Annotated in this window: 18 protein-coding genes; 14 read left to right on the forward strand and 4 right to left on the reverse strand. The window is 71.2% G+C overall.

Going from position 1 to position 26,551, the window contains the following annotated elements:
- Positions 1-29 precede the first annotated feature (29 nt).
- Positions 30-197 carry a hypothetical protein gene (locus Amac_RS53750; RefSeq protein ID WP_170322588.1) on the reverse strand — a complete coding sequence of 56 codons (168 nt, stop codon included), beginning with the start codon at positions 195-197 and terminating at the stop codon, positions 30-32.
- 301 nt (positions 198-498) lie between these two features.
- Between Amac_RS53750 and Amac_RS21825 the strand changes: the two genes are divergently transcribed.
- From Amac_RS21825 to Amac_RS21845, 5 genes are all read left to right on the forward strand, one after another.
- Positions 499-1,668 carry an SAM-dependent methyltransferase gene (locus Amac_RS21825; protein ID WP_155356229.1) on the forward strand — a complete coding sequence of 390 codons (1,170 nt, stop codon included), beginning with the start codon at positions 499-501 and terminating at the stop codon, positions 1,666-1,668.
- A gap of 62 nt (positions 1,669-1,730) precedes the next feature.
- The gene (locus Amac_RS21830; RefSeq protein WP_155356230.1) at positions 1,731-2,180 is read left to right on the forward strand and encodes a hypothetical protein; all 450 of its coding nucleotides are present in this window, start codon (positions 1,731-1,733) and stop codon (positions 2,178-2,180) included.
- A gap of 9 nt (positions 2,181-2,189) precedes the next feature.
- Positions 2,190-4,097, forward strand: a complete 1,908-nt coding sequence (locus Amac_RS21835) for a CHAT domain-containing protein (RefSeq protein WP_155356231.1) — start codon at positions 2,190-2,192, stop codon at positions 4,095-4,097.
- Entirely contained in the window at positions 4,094-9,205 is a 5,112-nt protein-coding gene (locus Amac_RS21840; RefSeq protein WP_155356232.1) for a hypothetical protein, read from the forward strand. Before Amac_RS21835 ends, Amac_RS21840 begins: the two co-directional genes overlap by 4 nt.
- An 82-nt stretch (positions 9,206-9,287) precedes the next feature.
- A complete protein-coding gene (locus Amac_RS21845) occupies positions 9,288-10,538 on the forward strand; it encodes a hypothetical protein (protein ID WP_155356233.1) in 1,251 nt (416 codons plus the stop codon).
- Between the two features lie 184 nt (positions 10,539-10,722).
- Here Amac_RS21845 and Amac_RS21850 read toward each other — a convergent pair whose 3' ends face one another.
- Positions 10,723-11,433 (reverse strand): GntR family transcriptional regulator, encoded by a 711-nt coding sequence (locus tag Amac_RS21850; protein WP_155356234.1) that lies wholly within the window; start codon positions 11,431-11,433, stop codon positions 10,723-10,725.
- Between the two features lie 108 nt (positions 11,434-11,541).
- On the opposite strand from Amac_RS21850, the gene Amac_RS21855 reads away from it, so the two are divergent.
- The 7 genes from Amac_RS21855 to Amac_RS21885 all read left to right on the forward strand — a co-directional run bounded on the left by Amac_RS21855 (position 11,542) and on the right by Amac_RS21885 (position 20,170).
- The gene (locus tag Amac_RS21855) at positions 11,542-12,525 is read left to right on the forward strand and encodes a phosphoglycerate dehydrogenase (RefSeq protein WP_218041215.1); all 984 of its coding nucleotides are present in this window, start codon (positions 11,542-11,544) and stop codon (positions 12,523-12,525) included.
- Between the two features lie 33 nt (positions 12,526-12,558).
- On the forward strand, positions 12,559-13,944 hold the full coding sequence (locus Amac_RS21860) for an acyclic terpene utilization AtuA family protein (protein WP_155356235.1): 1,386 nt from the start codon (positions 12,559-12,561) through the stop codon (positions 13,942-13,944).
- The gene (locus Amac_RS21865; protein ID WP_155356236.1) at positions 13,937-14,305 is read left to right on the forward strand and encodes a DUF4387 domain-containing protein; all 369 of its coding nucleotides are present in this window, start codon (positions 13,937-13,939) and stop codon (positions 14,303-14,305) included. Before Amac_RS21860 ends, Amac_RS21865 begins: the two co-directional genes overlap by 8 nt.
- Complete coding sequence (locus Amac_RS21870) at positions 14,298-15,956, forward strand: FAD-binding dehydrogenase (RefSeq protein WP_155356237.1); 1,659 nt, start codon at positions 14,298-14,300, stop codon at positions 15,954-15,956. The genes Amac_RS21865 and Amac_RS21870 overlap by 8 nt, the downstream gene beginning before the upstream one ends.
- 290 nt (positions 15,957-16,246) lie before the next feature.
- The gene (locus tag Amac_RS21875; RefSeq protein ID WP_155356238.1) at positions 16,247-17,359 is read left to right on the forward strand and encodes an ABC transporter substrate-binding protein; all 1,113 of its coding nucleotides are present in this window, start codon (positions 16,247-16,249) and stop codon (positions 17,357-17,359) included.
- Positions 17,356-19,098, forward strand: a complete 1,743-nt coding sequence (locus tag Amac_RS21880; protein WP_155356239.1) for an ABC transporter permease — start codon at positions 17,356-17,358, stop codon at positions 19,096-19,098. The genes Amac_RS21875 and Amac_RS21880 overlap by 4 nt, the downstream gene beginning before the upstream one ends.
- Complete coding sequence (locus tag Amac_RS21885) at positions 19,091-20,170, forward strand: ABC transporter ATP-binding protein (protein ID WP_155356240.1); 1,080 nt, start codon at positions 19,091-19,093, stop codon at positions 20,168-20,170. Before Amac_RS21880 ends, Amac_RS21885 begins: the two co-directional genes overlap by 8 nt.
- Positions 20,171-20,219: 49 nt before the next feature.
- On the opposite strand, the gene Amac_RS21890 is transcribed toward Amac_RS21885, so the two are convergent.
- Both Amac_RS21890 and Amac_RS21895 read right to left on the reverse strand, forming a co-directional pair.
- Positions 20,220-21,386, reverse strand: coding sequence for a lactate 2-monooxygenase (locus Amac_RS21890; RefSeq protein ID WP_155356241.1), 1,167 nt, complete (start codon positions 21,384-21,386; stop codon positions 20,220-20,222).
- 212 nt (positions 21,387-21,598) lie between these two features.
- Positions 21,599-22,252 carry a TIGR03085 family metal-binding protein gene (locus Amac_RS21895; RefSeq protein ID WP_246268560.1) on the reverse strand — a complete coding sequence of 218 codons (654 nt, stop codon included), beginning with the start codon at positions 22,250-22,252 and terminating at the stop codon, positions 21,599-21,601.
- Between the two features lie 493 nt (positions 22,253-22,745).
- Here Amac_RS21895 and Amac_RS21900 point away from each other — a divergent pair, with 493 nt between their 5' ends.
- A complete protein-coding gene (locus Amac_RS21900; RefSeq protein WP_246268562.1) occupies positions 22,746-24,509 on the forward strand; it encodes an ABC transporter ATP-binding protein in 1,764 nt (587 codons plus the stop codon).
- Between the two features lie 2 nt (positions 24,510-24,511).
- On the forward strand, positions 24,512-26,272 hold the full coding sequence (locus Amac_RS21905; RefSeq protein ID WP_155356261.1) for an ABC transporter ATP-binding protein: 1,761 nt from the start codon (positions 24,512-24,514) through the stop codon (positions 26,270-26,272).
- Positions 26,273-26,551: the final 279 nt, after the last annotated feature.

A 26,551-nucleotide genomic window follows, 5' to 3' on the forward strand; every position in this document is an offset into this window, starting at 1 on the left:
CTGCTCGCTGACTCGCCCCTGACTGGCGGCTATGACCCGGTGAACAGGGAGTTGAAGAACTGGGCCAGCGAGTTCGCCCCGGTGCCGATGCCGTCCATCACGCCGCGCACGGCGTTCGCCGCCCCTTCGGGCTGGGTGAACAAATAGAAGACCACGAACGCGATGGCCGCGTAGGTCACCAGCTGCTTGACTTTCATGGAGGAGCTCCAACCGTGATGCGCGCTGCCCTCATGCTGCCCCATTTCGGCCGGAACCGTAGGGGATTTGCGGAGATCATCCCAGGCCCGCAACTCGCCCGCGCCCCGGAAAATTCCCGTCATCGGGTGAAACGCCTGCCCTGGGTTCGCGCGGATGAACCATTCATCGAACGTGACCCGCGCATGATCGTATGCTGGCCTCGCGCACCGCATGTGGACGCTGCACCCTGGCGTATTCCGAGGCCGGGTTCCGGTCCGGCTACCTGAACGTCCACCAGTTCATCCTGGAAAGGGCAGAAACATGTCGGAGACGCTCACCTCCGGATTCGCCGGGCGGCTGATGCCTCTCGTCGAGGAGCTGTTCGGGGGCTTCTCGCCGGTGGCGCTGCGCACCTGGGACGGCGGCTTCGCAGGGCCCGCCGGAGCGCCCGTGGTGGTCCTCAGATCGCCGCTGGCGCTCCGGCAGCTGCTCTGGAACCCGGGAGAGCTCGGCCTGGCCCGGGCGTACGTCACGGGGGATCTCGACGTGGAGGGCGACCTCGCGGAGAGTTTCCGGCGGGTCTGGGCGAGCCGTGGCGCCAAACCGGGCAAGACCGCCCTGGCGCGGGCGCTGCGGGCCATCCCGGAGGTGCTCGGGCCGCGCCCGCCGGTCCCCGCCAGCGAGGCGCGGCCGCGGGCTAAGCGGCACGTCCGGGATCACGCGCACGACTACGACCTGCCCAACGAGTTCTACGAGCTGGTCTTGGACCCGTCCATGGCGTACTCGTGCGCCCGCTGGGCGCCCGGCGACACGCTGGCGGACGCGCAGCGGCGCAAGCTCGACCTGGTCTGCCGCAAGCTGAACCTGCGGCGCGGCGACCGCCTGCTCGACGTGGGCTGCGGCTGGGGCTCCATGATCTTGTACGCGGCCCGCGAGTACGGCGCCCGCGCCACCGGCGTCACCGTCTCCCGCGAGCAGCGCGCCTTCATCCGGACCAAGAGCGCCGGGGTCGAGGTGCGGCTGCAGGACTACCGGGACATCACCGGGGAGCCGTACGACGCGATCTCGTCGATCGAGATGGGCGAGCACGTCGGCGAGGAGAACTACGCCATGTACGCGGCCACCCTGTTCCGGATGGTCAAGCCGGGCGGCCGGGTCGTCGTCCAGCAGCGCTCGCGCGGCGGCGGCGGGCCGGGCGGCGGGCCGTTCATCGAGCGCTACATCGCTCCCGACCTGCACCTGCGCCCGCTCGGTGAGACCATCGCCATCTTCGAGGAGGCCGGGTTCGAGGCCGTGCACGTGGAGAGCCTGCGCGAGGACTACGCCCGCACCGCGCACGCCTGGCACGAGACCTTCGAGCACCGCTTCGACCGGGCGGTCGCGCTGGTCGGCCCGGAGCTGGCCCGGGTCTGGCGGCTCTACCTGGTCGGCGGCGGCCTCGCCTTCGAGCGCGGCCGGATGGGCGTGCACCAGATCACGCTGGCCCGCTGACAACCACTCCCGCGCCGCGCACGTCTGAAGAAAAGCTCGGAAAAAACGCGGAAGGGATGCCGATGGAGCAGCAACAGGGCGGCCTGAGCATGTTGCAGGCCGTGGTGGCGATCGTGCTGATCGTGGTGTTCGCGGCCGTGCTGGTGGTGCTCGGGTTCCTGCGCGACGACGAGCACTGGGACCGCCTGGTCTACCTGCTCGGCGGGCTTGAGGCGATCGTGTTCGCCGGGGTGGGCGCGCTGTTCGGCAGTTCGATCCAGCGGGCCGGGACGGCCGCCGCCCGCCAGGACGCGGCCGAGGCCAAGGAAGAGGCCAAATCCGAGCGGGAACGCGCCCAGGGCCTGCAGGAGGCCGCGACGAACGGCGCGAACCTGGCGGCGGCCGTGCAGATCGCCGCGGCCGGTGAGCCGGACGCGCGCCGGGGCGCCCGCCCGGAAGCGGCGGCGCAGCCGTCCGACGGCCGGTTGGGGGACCTTGCGGCATACGCGCAGAGGCTGTTTCCTGGCGTCTAGGGGCATCTGTTGATCACGAGCATCCTCAGGGTCGGCCCGGCGGCCGAGGGCGGCTACCCGGCCGCGCTCTACACCGATCGGGACGCGGCCGCCGGCGCCTGGACGCGGGAGCCGGTGGCCCGGTGCGTCATCCCCGCGTCGCCGGGCCTGCGAGAGGCCCGCGCGGTCCTGCTCGGGGTCCCCGACCCGGCGGTCCGGCGCGCGACCGGCGAGGCCCTCTACGACCTGGTGGCCGCCACGGACGTGGGCCGGGCCTGGACGGATCTGCGGGACTCGCCCATGCGGACATATCTCGACATCCGCCCGGTCGAACTGCGGGCCCTGCCGTGGGAGCTGATGACCGATCCCGACCGGCGGCACCTGTTCCTCGACGACGACCGGCCCTGCCTGCGCGGCGACTTCCAGCCTGGCCGGGTCGGCGAGTTCCTGGTCCCGATCCGGCTGCTGATCGCCGTCGGCAACGCGCGGGACCCCGACCTGCGGGCCGCCGACGAGGTCGACGCCATCCGCAGCGCGCTGGGGGAGCAGCCCGGGGCCTGGCATGCCGAGGTGCTCTGGGAGCCGACCCCGACCGAACTGTTCGAGCGGTTCGAGGCGCTCCAGCCGCACGTGTTCCACTTCATCGGCCACGCCGGGACCGACCCGTTCGACGATTCGCCCATGCTGGAGCTGGTGACCGCGCAGGGCGTCGAGTCGGTCACCAGCGAGATGGTCGGGAACGCGCTGCGGGGCGGGCCGCGGATCGTGTTCCTCAACGCCTGCCGTACCTCGTATGGGCAGGCCGCGGACGCGCAGCGGGCCACCTGGGCGATGGCGGGCGCGTTCGAGGCGCGCGGCGCCGACGCGGTGCTGGCCATGCAGGGCGACATTCCGTCCCCGTCCGCGGTCGCCTTCGCCGGGCGCGTCTACGCCGCCCTCGCCGCCGGGGATCCGCTGGACGCGGCCGTGCGCCGCGCCCGCCGCGCCCTGTTCACCGCGCGCGACCCCGCCTGGGCGCTGCCCTCCCTGCTGGTACGGCGCGAGCCGGAACACGTGCTGCCCTGGCGGCTCGGCGTGGCCACCAGGCAGAACGCCGAACGGGCCACCCGCGCCTGGTATCCCACCGTGCTCTCCACCATCGACAGGACCGCCGAACACTGGCGGCTCTGGGGCGGCCCTGACTTCGACGCCCCCTGGCAGGCGCTGCTGCTCCGCGGCGAGGCGAAGGCGGGCAAGACGTCCCTGCTCAGGTCCGCCATGTTCACCTGGCACCTGCGCGGCTGCCACGCCGGATACGTGGACGTGCAGGCGATCAAGGACGGCAAGAACGTGTCCTGGCTGGACATCCTCCGGGCGGTGGCCGGAACGCTGGCGGACGCCCACCCCGAACCCGTCCGCCGGTTCCGGCACGCCCTGGTGCACCTGCGCCAGGGGCGGCTTCCTCCGCCGGAGGCTCTCGACCCCGACGACGGCGGGCGCTGGGAGCCCGCCCATGAGGGCGAGCCCGAACTGCGCGCCCGCCTCTTCGACGCCATGCGCGCGCTGCTGGCCGAGGTGGCGGGCGACGAGCCGCTGATCATCGCGCTGGACCATGTGGGGAGCGCATTCTCACTGGAGCTCACCGACTACCTGGTGCCTGGCCTCCTCGTTCCCGTCGCGGCGGGCGAGGTCCCGGGCGTGCGGATCATCGTGGCCGAGCGCACGGCCGACGGGCTGGGGGATTACCCCGGCCTGGCCGAGTCGCTGGAGGTGGAGAAGTTCCCGCAGGCGCAGACGGTGCGGATCTTCCGGGAGTACGGGGCGCGGGTGCGCAGGCCGTACCGGGATCAGTGGAAGGAGATCGTGGAGACGCTGAGCACGCTGCCGGGGCCGTGGCTGGATCCGAGCCGGCTGACCCAGCTCCACACGCTGCTGCCCCCGTCGGCGGGTAAGCCATGACCACCGATCTGGCGATGCTGCTGTTCGGGCAGCTGCCCGGGCGGGGCACGCTGCAACGGTGCGCGGCGGTCACCCGGTTCGACGCGGACCTGTACGACCGGCTGCTCCGCGGCGACGGGGACGAACTGGACGATCTGGTGGCCGCCGGGCGCGTGCGGGAAACCGCCCCCGGGCAGTACCGGCTGGAGCCCAGCCTGCGGGACTGCGCCTGGGACCAGTGGTGGGTGGACGAAGGCCTCACTCCAGGAGCCGCCCAGGTCCCGCCCGCGCTCGCCTCCCTCGCCTTGGACCTGGCCGCGTACTACCGGGGAACCGACGAACTGGAAGAGCTACGCCAATGCGTGCTCTGCGCTCCGGTCCGCGCCCGCGAGCTCTTCGACCGCCTGTACGACGCCGCCGACCGTGACTTCGACCTCGCCGGCTGCCAGGACCTGGTGGACGTGCTGGCCGACCCCGGCCGCGCCCACCTGGTCCCGATCGACCTGGCCGAGCGGCGCGACGCCCGCCAGGTCCGGCTGACCGCGCGCGGTCTGTACGCCACCGAATACCACCAGACCGGCCGATACCTCGCCCGCCACGATCTTGAACAACGGCTGGCGGCGCTGACCGAAGGGCCCGGGATCCTCCAGTTCTACGCGATGGGCGGCATGGGCAAGACCATGCAGCTGCGCTGGTTCACCGCCCGCCACTGCCTGACCCAGGACCCGCTCATCCCGTGCGCCCGGATCGACTTCGACGTGATCGACCCGGTCAACGCCATCCGGTTCCCGTGGCTGCTGCTCCTGGAGCTGGCCGGGCAGCTGAACCCGCAGATCACCGGCGCCCCCTTCCAGGAACTCCTCCGCGACCAGGGCAAATACCGTCGCGCGCTCAGCCGGGCCGCGGTCCCCGACACCGCGCTGCTGGGCGAGGTGGCGTCGGTGGCGGCCGACTCCGCCGACATCACCGGCCGATTCCTCGCCGCCCTCGCCGAAGCCCCCGGACTCACCCGCGCGATCATCGTCCTGGACACCCTGGAAGAGGTCATCCTCCGCCCGGTCGCCGACCCCGCCGTCCTGCTCGACCTGCTCGCCGCCCTCCACACCGCCGCCCCCACCCTGAGCTTCGTCCTCTCCGGCCGGTACGACCTCCGCGACCGCCTCCCCGGCTTCACCGAACGGTTCCCCGCGGCGGACAGCGTCGAAGTCACGCCCTTCGACACGGAGGAGGCGACCCGCTACCTCGTCCGGCGCGGCGCGCGTGACGACCTGATCCCCGCCATGATCAGAAGATCGGACGGCCTGCCCTTCACCCTCGCCCTGTACGGCGACCTCGCCCAGGGCAACCCCGCCATCACGGCCACGGAGATCGACCAGACCGAGGACCCCGCCCTGCTCTACTGCCTGGACCGCATCCTCGAACGGATCCCCGACGACCGCCTCCGCTGGCTGCTCCGCTACGGCGTCGTGCCCCGCCGCCTCGACCTGGACTACGTCACCCGGGTGCTGCCGCCGTACCTGACGCGCGGCATGACCACCGACAACCCGCTCGACAACCCCGCCCACGACGGCCGCCCCCGGCGCGACATCAAGATCTTCCTCACCACCGGGCAGCCGCCCCAGGACCTCGGCCTGCCCGCCCTTTGGGCGGAGCTGATCCGGTACGCGGGCGCGTCCTCCTGGGTCTTCCCCGTCGCCCCCGACGTGGTGATGTTCCACGAGAACCTGCGCGGCCCGGTCCGCGCCTTCCTCCGCGACCAGGCGGTGTTCTCGCGGCTGCACGAGGCGTCGGCCCGCTACTACACCGAACGCCGCGACGCCGAGCCCGCCCTGTGGGCCCGCTGGACCCGCGAGATCGTCTTCCACCGGCTGCACCTCGCCCGCGACGACGGGCTCGCCTTCTGGCGGGCCGGCCTCGAGGAGGCCTGGCTGGCCGGGCGTGACGACTGGGCGGCCGAACTCGCCGCCGACCTGCTCTCCGCCGACTACCAGGACATCAGCGGCGAACCCGTCTTGGTCGACCATGAGGCCTGGTACGACGCCCACATCGCGCTCGCCCGTGCCGCCGTCACCCGCGCCCGCAAGGAGCGTGCGGCGGGTGCGGCCGGAGCCTCGTGGAGCACGGCCGAACGCGATCTCGCCGCCGCCGACCTGCTGCTCATCGCCCATCCGGAGATCACCGGTCCGACCGTCGCCCACCTGGTCGCGAAAGCCGCCGTGGACGCGCTGCGCGGGCGGGTGGAGGAGGCCGAGGCCACGATCGCCCGCGCCGTGGAGCTGGGTGTCCTGCCGTCGCTCGAAGCCGACACCCTGCTGGCGCGCGCCGATATCAGGCCGTCCGAATCGTTGCCATCGGTCTTCAGGCGCGCGGGAGATCTGGGCCTGGACGATGTCGCGACGTATGCCGCACGGCGCTACGGCAGCCTGCAGGCGGCCAGCGGCCGGTTGACGGCCGCTCTCGACTGGTTCGAGCGGGCGGGCAGCGCCGCGCTCCCCGAACTGGGCGAAACATTGATCAGGCTCGGCCGTCCGAGTCAGGCGGTCGAGCGCCTGACGCGTCCCGGCGCGCGGGCGGAGGCGCGCGAGGTCGTGCTGGTGGCCGCCGAGGCGATGCTGGAGCTGCGGCAGCCGTACCGGGCTCGGCTGTTCCTGGCGGAGCATGACCTGGGCGGCCCGGACCCGATTCCAGGGGCGCGAGCCGACGGCGACCTGGGCCCGATCGCGGGGGCGCGAGCCGACGGCGGCCTGGGTGACGCGGACCCGGTTCGGGCCGCGATTCTGGCGGCGCGAGCCGAGGGCGACCTGCTGCGGACCGCCGCCGCCGAGGAGATTCTGGAAACGGCGCGCCGCCAGGTCGTCTCGGATCCGGACTACGCCGCGCTCACGCTGGAACTCGTCCGGTTGCACCTCAGGCGAACCGGGAACGTGCGCCTCGCCGAGCGGGCCCTGGATGCCGTCGAGCGCCATCCGCAGCTGCCGCCCGCCCTCGAACTTTCGGCCAGGCTGGCCCGGATCGACGTGCGATACGGGCGGTCCCAGTGGTCCCTAGCCCGGGAATTGGCCGCCGAGACAGTGGACAGAGCGCAGGATGGTCCGCCAGACCTGCTGGTGGCGGCAGGTTTGGGTGGCCTCCCGTCCGGCGACGCCCTGTTCGCGCGCGCGATACTGCGCGGGATCAGGCAGTTCGAGGAAACGGGGGCACGGCTCGCGCTGCTGGGCGAGCTGCGGGGCACCGCGTCGATGGGCGATACGGAACTGGCCCACGCGCTCGCCCGGGAGACCCTCGATCCATGGCTGCTGGAGCGTGATCAGTACCCGGTCGCCGACCGGGCGCACCTGGATCTCGTGGCGGCCGAGGTCGCCCGGCTGGACGGCCGCGCCGAGTTGGCGCGGCAACTGCTTCGGGGTGCGGCCGCGTTGCTCGGCGCGCTCGACCCCCTGGTCTGGCTCGACTGGATCGACGCCATGGACCGCCTCGAACCCGCCCGCCCCGGCGAGCCGGAACCGCCCCTTGGATTCCTCGACCAGCACGCGGACCATGCCGAACTGTGCGCCGCCTATCTGATCGCGCTGGCCCGGCGGCGACTGCCGATCGACCCGCACGAGGTCACCAGGCGGCGTCTCGCGGACGCGGTGGCCCGGCTCGGGGTCGCGCAGGATGGAGCCCGGCTCGGGGATACCTCGCGTCGTGCTGAATTGGCGGCGGCGCTCTCCGCGCTGGCTCTGGCCCAAGGCCTGTCCTCGGCCGCGCGGGCTGCCGCCGACGAGGCTGTTCGCCTGTGGGCCGCGCTTGGCCGCGACGAGGACGCCAGAGTCGCGGCCGAGACGCTCATCCCCGGGTCCTCCGGCGAGCCCGAGGCGGCTCCGACCGTGCCCGGCCACGCGGGCGACGAGCTCACGCTCCGGCTCGGCCTGTCGCAGGATCGGATACGCCTGCAGGTGCAGGTGGATGGCCCGCGCGGGACCGCCACCGAACTGTTCAGGATCCCCGACTGGCTCGATGTCTCGGGTGCGGGCGGCGAGCTCCGGCTGGCGCGGGAGCTGACCCAGCCGATCGATTGGGCCCGCTCAGCCGGACAGGTGCTCAGGCCACTGAGCCCACGCCTGGCACCCCGCGGCGACGGCAAGCCCGTCGACCTGCGCCTGCTCGACGGTGGCCCGCTCGCCTCGGTCCCCTGGGAGCTGGCCCGGCTTCCCGCCGACGACGCCCAGACGCACGACGGCCCCTTGGCCCGCCATCCTGAGCTGCGCTACCTCTATCGGGGCATCGGCGTCCGGGAGGGCCTGCGGGTCGAGGCGCAGGCGGTGGAACGCCTGCTCGCCCGGCTGGCCCTGCCGCACGACGAAGTCGACCGGGTCCTCGGCGCCACGGCGGCGGTGGACCTGCGGGAGTTCCAGCGGCAGTCCCGGCTCCGGGACCAGGGTCGGTTACGCCGCTCCACCTGGCGGGCTCTGCATCGGGCGCTGCGCACGGCGCGCGGGGGTCGTCCGCCGCACGTGCTGCTTGTTCAACCGAGCCGGAGCAGGTCGGTGAGATGGCAGCGCGGCCTGCGGGGCAGCGTCGCCGACACCGAGGCGATATATCGCGACCATTCGGTCCACCTCACGGTTCTGGAGGATCTGGACGCGTCCACACTGGACCGGCAGATGATCGCCGACGTGGGCGAAGCGGAACGGCTGGACGTCATCCACCTGATCGCGGCCATCGAACGCCCTGGCCAGGTGCCCATCCTGCACTTCCTGACCGACGAGCCCAGCTCCGGCCTGACCGTCGACGACCTGGATCGCTTCGTCCACACCCTGGGCCAGACCGTCCCACCCTTGATCATCTTGGATTCGATCACGCCCAGCACGTCCCTTGAACTCGCTCTGGCTGTGCTGCTGCGCAACAGGATGGCCGACGACCTGCTCGCCGTGGACGGGATCTGGACCCTGCTGGCCACCGGCCTCGCCGACGGGAAGGCCAGAGCCACGCAGATGACCCGGATCGCCGCCGCTCTCGTCAACGGCGAGAGCCCCGCGGAGATCTGGCGCAGCGTGCAGTCCGCCTCGGCCGAACTCCCCTTCGCGACCACCGCGCTCTTCTCGAAGCTGCGCCCTGACGCCATGTTCCACCCGGGCAAACAATGAGCGCGGCGGCCGGACGCGGCTTCGCGACGACCGGGCTCTTCTCGAAGCAGCGTCCCGACGCCACGTTCCGCCCTGGTCGGCAATGAGCGCGGCGGAGCGGCGGCGGGCCGAGTTGCGGGCCAAGCTCGGGGGTCTCGAAGCCGAACTCGCCTCCTGGAGCGAGCTGAGCCGGGCGGGCGGGCCGCTGGAGAAACATCACACCCAGGTGGCGGCGATCGTGGCCGCGATGGCGGTGCCGATCGCCGAGTTGCGGCCTCGGGTGGACGCCGCGGACGTGCTCGACACCTGGCCGGAGACCGAGCGCTCGCTGCTCAGGATTCACCAGGTGCTCGAATATTTCCGGTCGAAGCTGACCCTCCGCTTCGTAGCCGCCTTCCGGGACTATCTGGCGATGGCCGACGAGTTCGCCTGGGAGTGTTACCGCCTGGCCAGGCAGCGGGGATCCGGGCCGCACAACGTTCCAGCCGATCGGGTGCGGGAACCACCGCTCACGTTCTTCAGCCAGGACAGCACCCCGTTCGCGATCCCGCGCGGCGCCTCCTACCGCAGCGAGATCGGCGTTCTCCCGCCAGGGACCCTCCGCGCGGTGGTCGAGCGGCTGCCGGTCCCGGTGATCGGCATCCCGTGGTTCCAGCTGCGGCACCTGCCGGACGCCCTCGTGCTCGCCCACGAGGTCGGCCACCACGTGGAAACCGACTTCCGGCTCACCCCGACACTCGAACGACTGGTCGACGCAGCTGTTCCGGCCGCGCGCAGGCCGGTGTGGCGGCGGTGGCTGGGGGAGGTGTTCGCCGACGTGTACGGCACCCTCGCCGCGGGCCCCGCATTCGCCGCCGCACTGACCGACTTCCTGGCGACAGGCCCGGACAGCGGCCAGGGAGCCTACCCGCCATCCAGGATCCGGATCGCCCTGGCGGCCGAGGTCCTGGGGGAGCCCTCCTCCGACAAAGCGGACCCGGACGTTCCCGCGATCGCCGCCGCGCTGGTGGCCGGCCCTTATCCAGAATTCGGCGGCATCGCCCTCTCCGACGTGATCAACTTCAACCAGGAACGCCAGGTGGCCGAGCGCACCGCGACCCAGCTCCTGCGCGGCTTCGCCATCAAGGGCGCCCCGAGCGTGCGAACCCTCCTGGCCGCCGCCGGACTCGCCTTCGGGTCCGACCCCCTCGCGTACGAGCAGGGAAACGTCGCGGACGCCGTGGTCAAAGCCGCACTGGCGACGATCAAGCAGGGCATCCGGGGCGCAGACACCCCCACCGACCCGGTACGCGACACCAAGGCCGGTCAGGCAATCATGGACATCCTGACCGCACCCCCAGACAACCCTTCGTGAGCCACGTCGACTCAACCAGGCCATTGAGTGCGCACGGACGGGCCGCGGCGGGCTCGGTCGCGCGCTGGACGGCTCGGATCATCCTTGCGACTCGCAGCTCGAAGACCCCGTCAGCGTGCTGGAGGTTCACGCTCAGCGCGGTGATTCGTCGGAGGCGAAAGCTGACGGTGTGCGGGTCAAAGCACTAGCCGTCGGAGAGCAGAGCGCTCAGACCGCCCCGGGCGTCCTCGATCACGACGGCCTCGGCTGTCGCAGAATCCCCCGCGCGCAGTGCGCGGACCAGCGCACGGTGGGTGGTGTAGCGGTCAAGACCGAAGCTCGGGTCCTGGGCGATGCGTTCGAGCCGCCGGGCCCGGCTCTCGGAGCGGGAGAACACCCGGGTCTGGTCGAGCAGACGCATCAGGACCGGATTGTTGGCACAGGCGCTGACGGCGTCGTTGAACCGCTCCATCGTGTCCAGGAGCTGGTTGACATTCCGGGTCACCGGGTCGCCGTTGGAATGACGCTGCTTGATAAGGATCAGCAGGTCGTCGGCCTGGTCGAGGATGGCGTCGAGATTGCCGAGTTGCTCGGGCGTCACGTGGCGGGCCGCGAACCGGGCGACCATGCCGCGCAGCGCGACCTCCACTTCGGCGAGGTCCTGCAGCGCGGTGTCGCCGATGGTGGAGACCTTGACCGTGCGGGGCCCGGTGCGTTCGAGAAGGCCGTCCTGCTCGAGCCGCCTGATCGCCTCCCGCACCGGTGTCGGGCTCACGGTGAGCCGCTCGGCCAGCCCGCGCTCCGTCACCTTCTGGCCCGGCCCGAGCTCGCCCGTGACGATGGCGGCCCGGACCGACCGGTAGGCCTGGTCGGCGAGGGTGTCGCTGCTGAGCGTTGCGAGGGATTCGGTGGCCACAGCCGTAGCTTAGCGCATCGCCATGGCAGCGAATTATGCAACGTTTGACGAACAAGCTATAGCAAACCTACCATGAGGCGCCACGCCCCGACGTTTCGAGGAAGAACCATGGTGTCTCGCGTCCTGATCACCACCGACTACCTGAGGCCGGATGACGAGGTCGATCACTACCTGCGCCGGCTCGGATGCGAAACCGTGCACCTGCCGATGCGCGGGCGGCGTGACCCGGCAGAGCTGGCGGCGGCGCTGCGTGACGTCGAAGGGGCTCTGATCGCGAACGAGCCGATGACGGCCGACGTGCTCGCGGGGGCGACGGCGTTGCGCGTGATCGTGCGGACCGGGGCCGGGTACGACTCCGTCGACGTCGGCGCCGCCGCGCGGCTGGGTATCACGGTCAGCAACCTCCCGGGCGTCAACGCGAACGCGGTCGCCGAGTACACGCTGGGGCTGCTCCTCGCCGCCGCCCGCCGCCTGGTTCAGAGCGCCGCGGGTGTCGCGGCCGGGGCGTGGCCGCGCGAGGACGGGCGTGAGCTGCGGGGTGCGACGCTCGGCCTGATCGGGTACGGCGCAGTCGCCCGGGCGGTCGTCCCGCTCGCGAGCGCGTTCGGCATGTCGGTGCTCTGCAGGACGAGCGTGCCCGTCAGCGAGCGGTCCGGCGAGTCCGTGCGCTTCGTCGAACTCGACGAGCTCCTGGCCGCCTCCGACTACGTCTCCGTCCACACGGCGCTCACCGAACGGACCCGGAGCCTCCTCGACGCCGCGGCGTTCCGCCGGATGAAGCCTGGCGCCGTGCTCGTGAACACCGCGCGGGGGCCGATCGTGGACGAACAGGCGCTCGTCGACGCCGTGCGCGCCGGTGTGATCGCCGGGGCGGCGCTGGACGTCGTGTGCGCCGAGCCGCTGCCCCCCGACAGTCCGCTGCGGGACGTCGACGGGATCGTCGTGTACTCCCACCTGGCCGGCCAGTCGGCCGAGGCCCGCCGGGCCGCGGGGCTCGAGGGCGCCGCCGAGCTGGTGGCCTCGCTCAAGGGCGCTCCCCGGTTCGCGGTCACCCGTCCGGACGTCATGCGGCGCGCGGCGGTACGGGCATGAGCGAGGACGCCAACCATCGAAAGGAAGCGAACCATGGACAACACACCGGTCGACTCCGTCCGGATCATGACGCCCGTCGGCATGCTCGGCGCCGGATGGGACGAGGCCACGATCGAGCGCGGGCTGGCCCTCGGCGTCGACGTGATCACCGTGGACGGCGGGTCCACCGACTCCGGTCCGTACTACCTCGGGTCGGCGACGGCGAAAACCACCGCGAAGGCGGTGGCCCGCGACCTGCGCAGCCTGCTCAGGGCGGCGGCCCGCGCGGCGGCGCCTTTGATCATCGGCTCGTGCGGCACCAGCGGCACCGACAGCGGCGTCGACTGGGTCGCCGGGATGGTCACCGAGATCATGGCGGAGGACGGCCTGGACCTCAAGGTCGCGCGGATCTACAGCGAGCAGAACCCGGCCGACCTCAAGGAACACCTCGACGCCGGCCGGATCCACCCGCTGCCGCCCCTGGGCGGGATCCGGGCCGAGACGCTGGAGAGCTGCACCCACATCGTCGGGATGATGGGACACGAACCGATCGTCGAGGCGCTCGCGGCGGGTGCCCAGGTCGTGCTCGCGGGCCGCGCGACCGACACGGCGGTGGCGGCGGCGTACCCGCTGATGAAGGGGATGTCGGCCGGACCCAGCTGGCACGCCGCCAAGATCGTCGAGTGCGGCGGCCAGTGCACCGTCAACCCGCGCGCGGGCGGGGTGCACACCACGATCGACGCGGGCGGGTTCACGATCGAGCCGCTCGACCCGGGCAACGCGTGCACGCCGTACACGGTCGCCGCCCACATGCTGTACGAGACGGTCAACCCGTTCGAGATGCGTGAGCCCGCCGGAACCCTGGACGTGCGTGCGGCGACCTACGGCGCCGTGGACGACCGCACGGTCCGGGTCGAGGGGTCGCGGTTCCACACCGCCGACCAGCACACCGTCAAACTGGAGGGCGCCCGGGTCACCGGCTACGAGACCATGTCCTTCACCGCCGTCCGCGATCCGCTCATTCTCGCGGACATCGAGTCCTGGGCGGACCTCCTGCGCGCGCATCTGCGGCGGTGGGTGAGTCAGACCCTGGGACTCGCGGACGACGAGTATGCCTTCGACCTTCGCCTCTACGGCCACAACGCGGTGCTGGACGACCTCGAGTTCGACACCAGCCCGCCGCGGGAGGTGGGCGTGATGCTCCTCGTCAACGCCCCGGACCAGGCCACCGCCACGGCGGTGGCGAAGCTCGCCAACCCGCTGATGCTGCATCTGCCGACGCCCGAGATGCACTACCTGCCCAGCCTCGCCTTCGCGTCCTCGCCGGCGGAGGTCGAGCGGGGCCCGGCCTACGAATTCGTGCTCAACCACGTCGTCGACAGCATCACGCCCACCGGCATGTTCCGCATCGAACACGGAGACAACAACCACCATGGCTGACAGCACGGCGCCTCCTGTGGCGCCCCCGAGCACCGTCGGTGACCTCGCACTCGAGGTCCGGTCCAAGAACGCCGGCCCCTTCTGGGTGACGATGGAGCTGTTCATGCGGGATGCGGACGGCTACCGGATCGTGGCGGACGAGGCGTTCCTCAACGAGCGGGTGATCGCCGACCTCTACCGCGTCGACGCCGGCACGATCCAGGTGTTCCGGATTCCGTCGCTCAACGTCGTCAAGATCTCGTTCCCGCGACCCGTCTCACAGGGATCGCTGCGGGACCGCGACATGCACGCCGGCCAGCACCATGTCCCCCTCGCCGTGCTCCGCGTGCCGGCCACGACTCCGGGCGTGAGCCGTGGCTGACGCCGACATCATCGTCGTCGGGGCGGGCCTCGCCGGCCTGGTGGCGGCCGCCGAGGCCGCCGACGCCGGTCGATCGGTCGTGCTGGTCGAGCAGGAGGGGGAGCAGTCGCTAGGGGGTCAGGCGTTCTGGAGCCTGGGCGGGCTCTTCTTCGTGGACAGCCCCGAGCAGCGCCGGATGGGCATCAAGGACTCGCGCGAGCTGGCCTGGCAGGACTGGCTCGGCAGCGCGCAGTTCGACCGCGAGGAGGACCGCTGGCCCCGGGCGTGGGCCGAGGCGTACGTCGACTTCGCCGCCGGTGAGAAGCGTGCCTGGCTCCGTGCCATGGGGCACCGGGTCTTCCCGCTGGTGGGCTGGGCCGAGCGCGGCGACGGCCGCGCCGACGGCCACGGCAACTCGGTCCCGCGCTTCCACCTCACGTGGGGGACCGGGCCCGGTGTGGTCGCGCCCTTCGAGCGACGCGTGCGCGCCCATTCCGGCAGCGGACGGATCCGCTTCGCGTTCCGCCACCGGGTCGACGGTCTCGTCGTCGAGGGCGGCGCGGTCGCCGGGGTGCGCGGACAGGTGCTCGAGCCCACGGCCGCGGACCGAGGCCGCCCGACGTCGCGCCTCGCCATCGGCGACTTCGAGCTGCGGGCCCAGGCCGTGATCGTCACCAGTGGTGGCATCGGGGGCGACCACGACCTGGTCCGCAAGGTCTGGCCGGCCCGGCTGGGGGCGCCGCCGCGGACGATGGTGGCCGGGGTGCCGGCGCACGTGGACGGCCGGATGCTGGGGATCACCGAGGCGGCCGGCGCCCGGGTCATCAACCCGGACCGGATGTGGCACTACGTCGAGGGTCTGCGCAACTGGGACCCGATCTGGGACAACCACGGCATTCGCATCCTCCCTGGCCCCTCGTCGCTCTGGCTCGACGCCACCGGCAAGCGGCTGCCCGCACCGTACTTCCCGGGCTTCGACACCTTGGGAACCCTCCGTCACCTGCGGCTGACGGGCTACGACTACTCGTGGTTCGTGCTCACCCAGAAAATCATCGAGAAGGAGTTCGCGCTCTCCGGGTCTGAGCAGAATCCCGACCTCACCGGCAAGGACATCAAGCTCGTCCTGTCGCGCGTCAGAGGTGGGGCGCCGGCCCCGGTGGAGGCGTTCAAGCGGCACGGTGCGGACTTCGTCGTCGCCGGCGACCTCACCGAGCTGGTCGCGGGCATGAACGAGCTCGCCGGCCCGGATGCGCCGGAGATCAAGGAGTCCACGCTCCGATCCCTCGTCGAGGCGCGCGACCGTGAGATCGACAACGCGTTCACCAAGGACGCGCAGGTGACCGCGATCCGCGGCGCGCGCAACTACCGCGGCGACAAGCTGAGCCGGGTGGCGACCCCGCACAAGCTGCTCGATCCGAAGGCCGGGCCGCTGATCGCCGTGCGGCTCCACATCCTGTCGCGTAAGACGCTCGGTGGTCTCGAGTCCGACCTCGACGGCCGATGCCTGCGTGCCGACGGCGGCCCGCTCCCGGGGCTCTACGCCGCGGGTGAGGTCAACGGGTTCGGTGGTGGCGGGATGATGGGCTACAACGCGCTCGAGGGCACGTTCCTCGGTGGTTGCCTCTTTTCCGGCCGGGTGGCCGGCCGAGCCGCGGCCCGGGCGGTCGACTGACCGGCGGGCGCACCTGCTCGGGATACGCAGCTGACGACGGGGCGCTGCGCCCAGGAATCGTGTCGCCACGCCGGCGCGCATCGTCACCACGCCGACACGCCGTGTCGCCATCACTGCCTGGGTTCACCGCCGGAAAGTTCCATGGCAAAAGCTGTCTGCAACTATTGACAGTTTTGCAATAGCATTCACAAGATGGCGAGTGCCCCAGTGAGCCGACCGTGATCAGCTGCCTGCACGGTCCTCCGAGTCCGACCCGGCGACGCCGCCGTCGAAAGAACCCGAGGAACACCATGAGAAGGACCGCATTTCCGCCCCTCGCGCTCGCCGCCACCCTGACTCTCGCGGCGTGCGGCAGTTCGGCCGGTGATACCGCCGCCACGACGCCCACGGCGACGGCGAACGTCGGGCGGGCCTCGGCGGTCACCCCCGTGGATGACGCCACCCTCAAGGCAGCGCGTGCCGAGGGCGAGGTCCTGCTCTACACCAACGCCGAAGAGCAGCAGATGGCGCCGGTCGTGAAGGCCTTCGAGAAGGCGTACCCCGGCATCACGCTCCGGAGCCTCGCGCTCGGCAACCAGGAGATGTTCCAGCGTTACGAGACCGAGGCGGCGTCGGGGACCTCGTCGGCCGACGTGATCATGAGCAGCGACGCGGTGGGCTGGCTGTCCTTCATCCGGAACGGCAACATCGAGGACTACACCGATCCGAACACGCCGAACCTGCCCGGCCACGCGGTGCTGGGCCCGGGCGTCTACGCCATGTCGGTGGATCCGGTCATCGCGGTGTTCAACAAGGCGCTGCTCCCCGAAGCGAAGCAGCCCACCACGATGGTGGAGCTGGCGGCGATGGCCCGGCAGCTCGACGGGAAGATCGGGACGACCGACATCAGCAACGTCATCCAATTCGGAGCCACCAGCGCGTATCTCGGCAAGTACGGCGAGGCCGGGTGGGACACGCTCGAGAAGATCGGCGCCCACGCCGCGGTGGAGTCGAGCAACGGTCCGCTGGTGACCAAGCTCGCCCAGGGCCAGTACGCCGCGGAGTTCTTCGTCTCCGGCAACGTCCGGGCGTTCATCACCGGCGACGTCGCCAAGGTCGTGAACTACAGCTACCTCAAGGACGGGACGCCGTTGCTGCCGCGCGCCATCGGGGTGACCGCCAAGGCCGGGCACCCGAACGCGGCCAAGGTCTTCGTCAACTGGCTGCTGTCGGTCGAGGGCCAGGAGGCCGCGTGCCAGGGCGGTTTCACGCCCTACCGCGACGGGGTGACGTGCGACTTCGGCCTGCCCCAGGTCAAGGCCGCGGTCGGCGAGGACAACCTGATCATCGCAACGTTCGCACCGAAGCTCGCCGACGAGCGCGACCAGATCGTCGCCCGCTTCAACAAGGCATTCGGCCGATGACGGTCACGGCCGCGCCGAGGCCCGGGGCGGCGGCTTCAGGGTCCGGCCGCATCCGCCTATCCGTTCCGACGACCGCCAGTCACTACCTGATCTGGGCCGCGACCCTGGTCGTGGTCGTCGGCCCCGTGGTGCCGATCGCCCTCGCGTCGCTGTGGTCGACGCCGCTCTACCGATCCGGCGGTCACCTCACGCTCGGCAACTTCCGCGACCTCGTGACGGACTCCGCCTGGTGGGGCGCGGTGGGAAACAGCGCCACCTTCGCCGCCCTCACGACAGTGACGTCCGTGCCGTTCGGCGTGGGTGCGGCCGTGCTCCTGACCCGTACCAACATGCCGTTCCGCCGGCTCTTCGCCGGTGTCCTCATCCTTCCGGTCATGCTCCCCGGACTCGTGCTCATCGTCGGCTGGATGGCGATGTGGGCACCGTCGGGGTACGTCAGTTCCTGGCTTGAGGTCAACACGGTGCTCCGGTTCCCGGTCGACCTGTACACGCTGCCGGGCATGGCGCTGGTGGCGACCACCGTGGCCGCGCCGACCGTGTTCCTCTTCTGCCGCACCACCGTGCTCGCCGTCGACCCCGCGCTGGAGGACGCGGCGCGCAGCGCGGGCGCGCGTCCACTGCGGGCGCTGGTCTCGGTGACCGTGCCCCTGCTGCGGCCGGCCGTCCTCAACTCCGCGCTGCTCGTCTTCGCGATCTCCTTCGAGGTGCTGGGCCTGCCGCTGATCCTGGGGTTCTCCAACGACATCACGTTCGTTTCGACCTATCTGTACGGCAACTGGATCAACGCGGCGCCGCCGAACCAGGGACTCGTGTCCGCCGGCGCGGTCTTCCTCCTCGTCTGCGTCTCCGGGCTCCTCGTCCTTCGCAACCGGCTCGTCGGAGACGCCTCCCGGTACACGACGGTCACCGGAAAAGCCACCGCGATGCGGGTGGTGGACCTCGGACCGGTCCGGTGGTCGCTGGCGGCCGTGCTCGCCACCGCGCTGGGGGTGCTCGTCGCCGTCCCGCTGGCCGGTGTCGTGATGTCGGCCTTCACCACCATCCTCACCCCGTACGTCACGCCGTGGTCCGTGCTGACCACCGCGAACTTCCAGGCCATCGCCGACCATCCGATCTGGTCGGAATCGATCGTGAACAGCCTGCTCATCGCCGGGGTGGGCGGGCTGCTGGCGACGGCGGCCATCGCCGTCGTCTCGGTGGTCGCCCACCGCTCCGCCTTCCGGTTCCGCGGATCGCTGCAGCAGGCGGTGGTGTGGCCCCGGATGATGCCCGGACTCGTGACGGGCATGGCGTTCTTCTGGTCGTTCGCGATCCTCGACCCGAGCGGCGCCGTCCGCGGCAGCCTGTGGGGGATCGGACTCGCGTTCGCCGTGCGCAGCCTCGCGCTCGGCTATGGCGTGTTCTATCCGGCGCTGGTCGCGATCGGGGAGGACCTCGTTCGCGCCGCCCGTACGTCCGGGGCCACCTGGTGGCGGGCCTCGGTGAGCGTCGCGCTCCGGCTGAGCGCCCCCGCCATGGCCGCGTGCTTCATCCTGCTGTTCGTGTCGATGCTGAACGACGCCGACCCCGCCGTTTTCCTCGTCACCGACCGGACACCGGTCATGGGTCTGACCATGCTGCAACTCGCGGCGACGAGCACCGGCGGCGCCGTCGCCGCCTTCGGGGTGATCCAGATGGCCATCACCCTCGCGGTGCTCGGTGCCGGGCGAATCTTCCTGGGGGTGCGGGCACATGCCTGATCTGACCTTGACCAAGGTCGCCAAGAGCTTCGGTGCCAACGTCGTGCTCCACGACCTCGACCTGCGCGTGCGGGACGGCGAGTTGTTCACGCTGCTCGGTCCCAGCGGTTGCGGCAAGTCGACGACGCTGTGGTCGATCGCCGGTCTGCACTCGCCCGACCGCGGGACCATCACCTTCGGCGACCGGGTGGTGTTCGACGGTGGCCGGATCGACGTGGCGCCCGAGCGCCGCAACTGCGGCGTGGTGTTCCAGTCCTACGCCGTCTGGCCGCATCTGTCGGTGCACGACAACGTCGCGTACCCGCTCAAGCTCCGCAAGGAGAAGCGCTCGGCCCGGGCGGCCCGGGTCCGGGAGGTGCTTGAGCTCGTGGAACTGGACCACCTGGAGCAGCGCTACCCGCACGAGCTCAGCGGCGGGCAGCAGCAGCGCGTGGCACTGGCCCGCGCGCTGGCGCACCCGCCCGACCTGCTGTTGCTGGACGAGCCGTTCTCCAACCTGGACGCCAAGCTGCGGGAGCGCGCCCGGGAGTGGCTGCGCGCCCTGCAGCGGCGGATCGGCGTCACCACCGTGTTCGTGACGCACGACCAGCACGAGGCGCTCTCGATGAGCGACCGGATCATGGTCATGGACCAGGGCCGGGTCCGGCAGATCGGCACCCCGGAGGAGATCTACCAGGAGCCGGCCGATGTGTTCGTCGCCGACTTCGTGGGGACCGTGAACGTCCTCGCGGGGCGAGCCGTGCCGGGCGCGGACGGCACCGCGCGGGTGCGGCTGGACGGCCTGGTCCGCCCGCTCGTCGTTCCGGCCGGTGCGGGCCTCGATGGCGACGTGCGGCTCACCGTCCGCCCGGAGCGCATCGTGGTGCACCCGCCGAGCGGCGCTCCCGCGGACGCGGTCAATGTGGTCACGGTCAAGGTCCGCTCGCGGGCCTTCCTCGGCGACCACTACCGATACGTGGCGGATCTCGGGGAGCGCGAGCTGGTGGTCCGGACCCTGGCGCCCGTCGACCACGGCTCCGAGCTGATCGTCGAGCTCCCGCCGGACGCGATCCGCGTTTTCGGACCCGCCTGACCCTTCTTGGCCGGCGTCGAGCGCAGCCCGTCGGGACCCTTTGGGCCGCTTATCCTGTCGTCGGCCGAAGCGCGTCCGGCGTCAGGTCGGCGATCGTGGGGTAGCCGTCCACCGCCATCGTCAGGTCGGCCTCGGCGAGCAGCGAGCGCAGCACGTGGACGGCCCCGTCGACGCCGCCGAGCGCGAGCCCGTACGCGTACGGACGCCCGACGCCGACCGCGGTCGCCCCGAGCGCCAGCGCCTTGACGATGTCGACGCCGCTGCGTACGCCGGAGTCGAACAGCACCGGCAACCCGTCCGCCGCCTCGACGACGCCCGGCAGGCAGTCCAGCGCCGGCAGACCGCCGTTGGCCTGGCGTCCGCCGTGGTTGGAGCAGTAGACGCCGTCCACCCCGCCGTCCTTCGCCCGTCGTACGTCGTCCGGATGGCAGATGCCCTTCACCAGCAGCGGGAGCGTGGTGATCGACCGCAACCAAGGCAGATCGTCCCAAGTGAGAGGGTTGCCGAACACCTGCGCCCAGCGCAGGATCGCGCCCTGGGGGTCTTCCTCCGGGGTCCGGTCCAGCCGCGACCGGAACACCGGATCCCCGAGATAGTTTGTCAGGCAGTGGCCGCGCAACTGCGGGAAGTTCGAGGTCCGCAGGTCGCGCGGGCGCCAGCCGGTGATCCAGGTGTCGAGCGTGACGACAATCCCGGCGAACCCGGCTTTCTCCGCCCGATGGACGAGGCTCTCGGCGAGCTCTCGGTCGGTCGGCGTGTACAACTGGAAGTAGCCGGGCGTGTCGCCGAACTCGGCGGCGACGTCCTCCAGCGGGTCCACCGAGAGCGTCGAGGCCACCATCGGGACGCCGGTGCGGGCCGCGGCGCGGGCGGTGGCCAGATCGCCGTGACCGTCCTGCGCGCACAGGCCGATGACGCCGATCGGCGCCAGGAACAGCGGCGAGGGCAGCGTTCGCCCGAACAGCTCGATGGTCAGGTCGCGCCGCGCGGCGCCGACGAACATCCGCGGGATCAGCCCCCACCGGCCGAACGCGGCGACGTTCGCGCGCTGGGTGTGCTCGTCACCGGCGCCGCCCGCGACGTACGACCACACCGAGGGCGGTAGCACGGCCTCAGCACGTTCTTCCAGCTCAGCGAAGGACATCGGATACGCCGGGACAACGCCCCGCAATCCGTTGAAGTAGATCTCGTTTTGATAGAGCCCGAACGGTTCCATTGCTATAGCATAAGGCATGTATGGCGCATCTCGTGGACCAATTCGTGACACGGACCATGTCACGACTCGACCAGGCCATCGAGCACACAAGGTCGATTGGCTCAGGCGACCCTTCGTGACCCACCTGGGATTCCGGTCGCGCGTGGCTACGTGCCCGTACGGAATGGGTCGACTACCGCAAAGCCGCTGAGCTCCGTTCCGGTCGCGCGTGGCTACATGCCCAGCGGAGCTTTCATGAGCCGGTCCACCGCGTCAGGGTCGCCATCGAGCGTGACCCGGGCATGATCCTGACGGCCGAAGGCGAACAGCAGCAACTCCTGGGCCTCGCCGGTCACCACCACGGCCGGTTCCGCCATCTTCGCCCCGGCCTTGTCATCGGTGTCCGCCCGGCGCAGCACCACCCCGACGGGTGACTTGCGGAAGAACAACCTCCCACCCGTCCTGAGCCGCCGCCACAGCATGTCGTCCAGATCCGCGGGCAGCACACGCGGCTCCCAGCCGGGCTGCGCCCGGCGCACATCCTCATGGTGGATCAAGAACTCGACGGTGTTGACCAGCGCGTCCAGGCCCGGAACCAGCCCATACGGCGTCCACCGCGGCGGCCCCTCCCGGAACATGCCCACGACCTCGGGGTAGGGCCGCGCGGCCAGCTGGTTCTGCACCGATCTCGTATACGGCGCCAGGAACTTCACCGCGATACCCGCCGAGGCATCCACGCGCCGCTCCCGGACCACCAGGTGGGCGGCCAGATCGGCGGTGGTCCAGCCCTCACAGAGGGTCGGCGCGCCGGGTCCGAGCCGAACGAACAGATCGCTGAGCGCACGGCGTTCGGCACGCGCGTGGGTTTCCTGCGTCACCTGGGTCACCCCTCAAGCCTAGACCGAGCGGCGTTCTAGCGCGGGCGGCCGGAGCCCGGGAAATAGGACAACCACTGGACTCCCAGGTGTGACTTCGTGACGGCGATCACGGCAATGCCAGGGCCGGGCGGAGCCCGAGGCGAAAAACGGGCTGGGTAGGAGAACCACTGGGCTCCCGGGTCTGGCATCGTGACGGCAATCACGGCACTGGCGGGGCCGGGCGGAGCCCGAGGTGAAACAACGGGGTCGGGCGGAGCCCGAGGTGAAACAACGGGCTGGGTGGGTGGGAGAACCACGGCAATGACGGATTCGAACGAACGATCGGGGAAGTTCGGGAATATTCCGACAGATCGCGGCAATTTTCAATGCTTAGGACCAACGACCTGCCTTCGTGTCGGCCAATGGGCTGATCCAGGATGTCTGTCCCCTTATGTACTGTCATTCCTTGGCAGCCACCCGATCGAGAGGACCCCGCGTGCCGACAAAGGTCTCATCCACAGTCATGCGCCAGGGGTTCAAGGTCATCGGTCACGCGATCCGCGCCGAACCGTCCATCTTCCTCGCGGCCGTGCTCTCCAGCGCCGTCTACGGCGTGATGACCGTGCTGTCCGCCTGGGCCCTCGGCTGGGCCACCGAGCACGCGGTCATCCCGGCCTTCCAGGGCGGCGCCCCGGAAGGCGCGCTGGCCACCGCCACCCTGCTCATCATCGGCACCGCCCTGTTCAAAGCACTCGGCGTGATGGGCCGCCGCATCCTGGCCGGCATCATGCAGTTCCGCATGCAGGCCCGCTCCCGCCGCGCGGCCACAAGGCAGTACCTGCGCCTCCCACTCGCCTGGCACCACCGCCACCCCACCGGCCAGCTGCTCTCCATCGCCAGCTCCGACGCCGAGGCGGCCTGGGGCCCGCTGGCCCCGCTCCCGATGGCCGTCGGCGTGGTCGTCATGCTGATCGCCGCCGCCGTCGCGATCGTGATCACCGACCCGGTGCTGGCCATCGTCGGTTTCCTGATATTTCCAGCGATCGCCCTACTGAACCTGGTCTACCAGCGGCGGCTCTCCCCGCTCGCCACCCGCGCTCAGGAGCTGCGCGCCGCGGTCAGCGAGGTCGCCCACGAGAGCTTCGACGGCGCGCTCGTGGTCAAGACCCTCGGCCGCGAGGACGCCGAGACCGTGCGCTTCCAGGCCAGAGCCGACGAGCTGCGCGACGCCAACATCGCGGTGGGCCGGATCCGCGGCCTGTTCGACCCGCTCCTGGAGGCGCTGCCCACGCTGGGCGTGCTGGCGGTGCTGCTGGCCGGCGCGTACCGGCTGGGAAGCCAGGATGTCACCTCCGGCGAGCTGATCCAGGTCGCCTACCTGTTCACGCTGCTGGCCTTCCCGATCAGGGCGCTCGGCTGGGTGCTGGCCGAGCTCCCGCGCAGCGTCGTCGGCTGGACCCGCGTCCAGGATGTCCTGGACGCGACCGGCTCCCTGGAGTACGGCACAGCCGTGCTCCCCGGCGACGCCCCCGCCAGGATCGAGGCCACCGGCGTGACCTACGGCTACGACCCCGGCGCGCCGGTATTACGCGGCGTCAGTTTCCAGGCGGCTCCAGGCCGCACGGTCGCCCTGGTCGGCCAGACCGGGGCGGGCAAGTCCACCCTGACCCTGCTGCTGTCCCGGCTGATCGACCCCGACGAGGGGGTGGTCGCGGTCGACGGGACCAACCTCAGGGACGTGGTGCGCGGCGGGGTGGCGGCCAGCGTGTCGCTGGTGCCGCAGCAGACGTTCCTGTTCGACGACTCCGTGCGCGGCAACGTGACCCTCGGCGCGGACCTGCCGGACGAGCGGGTCTGGGCGGCGCTGCGGCTGGCCCAGGCCGACGGCTTCGTGAGCGCGCTCCCCGACAGCCTCGACACCCGCGTCGGCGAGCGCGGCGCGACCCTGTCCGGCGGGCAGCGGCAGCGGCTGGCGCTGGCCAGGGCGCTGGCCAGGCAGCCCCGGCTGCTGATCCTGGACGACGCCACGTCCAGCGTGGACCCGCAGGTGGAGAAGCGCATCCTGGTCGGCCTGCGGGAGCAGGCCTCCACCGTGATCGTGGTCGCCTACCGGATGGCCACGATCGCGCTGGCCGACGACGTGATCTACCTGGAGCAGGGCGTGGTCGCCGACCACGGCACCCACGAGCAGTTGCTGGATCGGTGCGAGGGTTACCGCAACCTGGTCACCGCGTACGAGCGGGAAGAGGCCGAGCGGGCCGCCCTGGAAGAGGAGGCTGTCGCGTGACGATGCAAGCGCTGGAGCGATCCGCCGTCGAGACGGTCCGGCAGGGATTCCGGCTCTCGCCGGAGTTCAAGCGCGGGCTGGCCGGCACGCTCGTGCTGGCCGTCCTGGCGACCGTCGGGAAGATCATCGTCCCGATCGCGGTGCAGCAGGTGATCGACGAAGGGCTGGCCAAGGCCACCCCCGACCTCCCGTTCATCCGGAACGCGCTGCTCGCCTGCGCCGCGGCCGTCCTGCTCACCGCGCTGTGCTCCTACCTCATGAACGTGCGCCTCTACCGGGCCACCGAGTCCGGCCTGGCCACCCTGCGCGGCAAGGGCTTCCGGCACGTGCACGACCTGTCGGTGCTCACCCAGAACACCGAGCGGCGTGGCGCCCTGGTCTCCCGGGTGACCGGCGACGTGGACCAGATCAGCACGTTCATGCAGTGGGGCGGCCTGATGATCATCCTGGCGGTGGGCCAGCTGGGCATCGCCACCGTGCTGATGGCCGTCTACTCCTGGCAGCTCACCCTGGTGGTCTGGGGCTGCTTCCTGCCGGTGGTGCTGGCGCTGCCGCGCTTCCAGCGGCTGGTCGCGCGCGGCTACACGACGGTACGCGAGCGCACCGGCGACGTGCTGGCCGGGGTCAGCGAGTCGGTCGTGGGCAGCGCCGTCATTCGCGCGTACGGCTCGGAGGACCGCACCTCGGACCGCATCGACACCGCGATCAACGCCCAGCGCAAGGCGCAGATCCGGGCTCAGCGGATCATCGGCCTGACCTTCCCGGTCACCGAGCTGGTGGCCTCCTTCGCCATCGCCGGGGTGGTGCTGCTCGGCGTCGTCCTGGGCGCCGACAAGACGATCACGGCCGGCGAACTGCTCGCCTTCCTGTTCCTGATCACCCTGTTCATCATGCCGCTGCAGATGGGCACCGAGGTCCTGAACGAGGCGCAGAACGCGATCGCCGGCTGGCGGCGCATCCTCGGCGTGCTCGACACCCCCGCCGACGTGGCCGACCCAGCCGACGGCGCGATCCTGCCGCGCGGCCCGATCTCGGTCACCTTCGACAACGTCGACTTCGCCTACCCGGACGGCCCGCCCGTGCTGCGCGAGGTCTCCGCCGAGATCCCGCCCAGGAGCAGGATCGCCGTCGTCGGCGAGACCGGCTCAGGCAAGACCACCTTCGCCAAGCTGCTCACCCGCCTGATGGACCCCGGCTCTGGCCGGATCCTGCTGGACGGCGTGGACCTGCGCGGCATCAGGTTCTCCTCGCTGCGCGAGCGGATCGTGATGGTCCCGCAGGACGGCTTCCTGTTCGACTCCACCCTCGCCGAGAACATCCGGTACGGCCGCCCCGACGCCACCGACGGGGAACTGACCACCGCCCTCACCGAACTCGGCCTGGCCGACTGGCTGGAGGGCCTCGCACAGGGCCTTCAGACCCCGGTCGGCCAGCGCGGCGAGTCGCTCTCGGCGGGGGAACGGCAACTGGTCGCCCTGGCCCGCGCCTACCTGGCCGACCCCGACCTGCTCCTGCTGGACGAGGCCACCTCCGCCGTGGACCCGGCCACCGAGGTCCGCCTGGCCAGGGCACTGGACGGCGTCACCCGAGGCCGCACCGCGATCTCGATCGCGCACCGCCTCTCCACCGCCGAGGCCGCCGACGAGATCATCGTCTTCGAGCACGGCCGAATCGTCCAGCGCGGCCCACACACCGCCCTCGTCAACGACCCCGGCGTCTACGCCGACCTGTACGCCTCCTGGACCACCGCCACCCGCTCCTAGCTCCTCGACCATGGCTTGTCACCGCCGAAGAACCCGACGAAGCCGGCACCGACCAAACGAGAGTCGACACGCAAAGTCGGCACGCAGAGTCGGCACGCAGAGTCGGCACGCAGAGTCGGCACGCAGAGTCGGCACGCAGAGTCGGCACGCAGAGTCGGCACGCAAAGTCGACACGCAAAGTCGACACGCAGAGCCGGCACACAGAGCCGGCCCGGGTGGTTCCCGGCCTGGGTGGGTGGCGTGCTCGTGCCGGTTCGGTTCAGCGTCGGAATCGTCCGG

Origin of the sequence: Acrocarpospora macrocephala (genome assembly GCF_009687865.1) — a bacterium.
Lineage (GTDB): Bacteria > Actinomycetota > Actinomycetes > Streptosporangiales > Streptosporangiaceae > Acrocarpospora > Acrocarpospora macrocephala.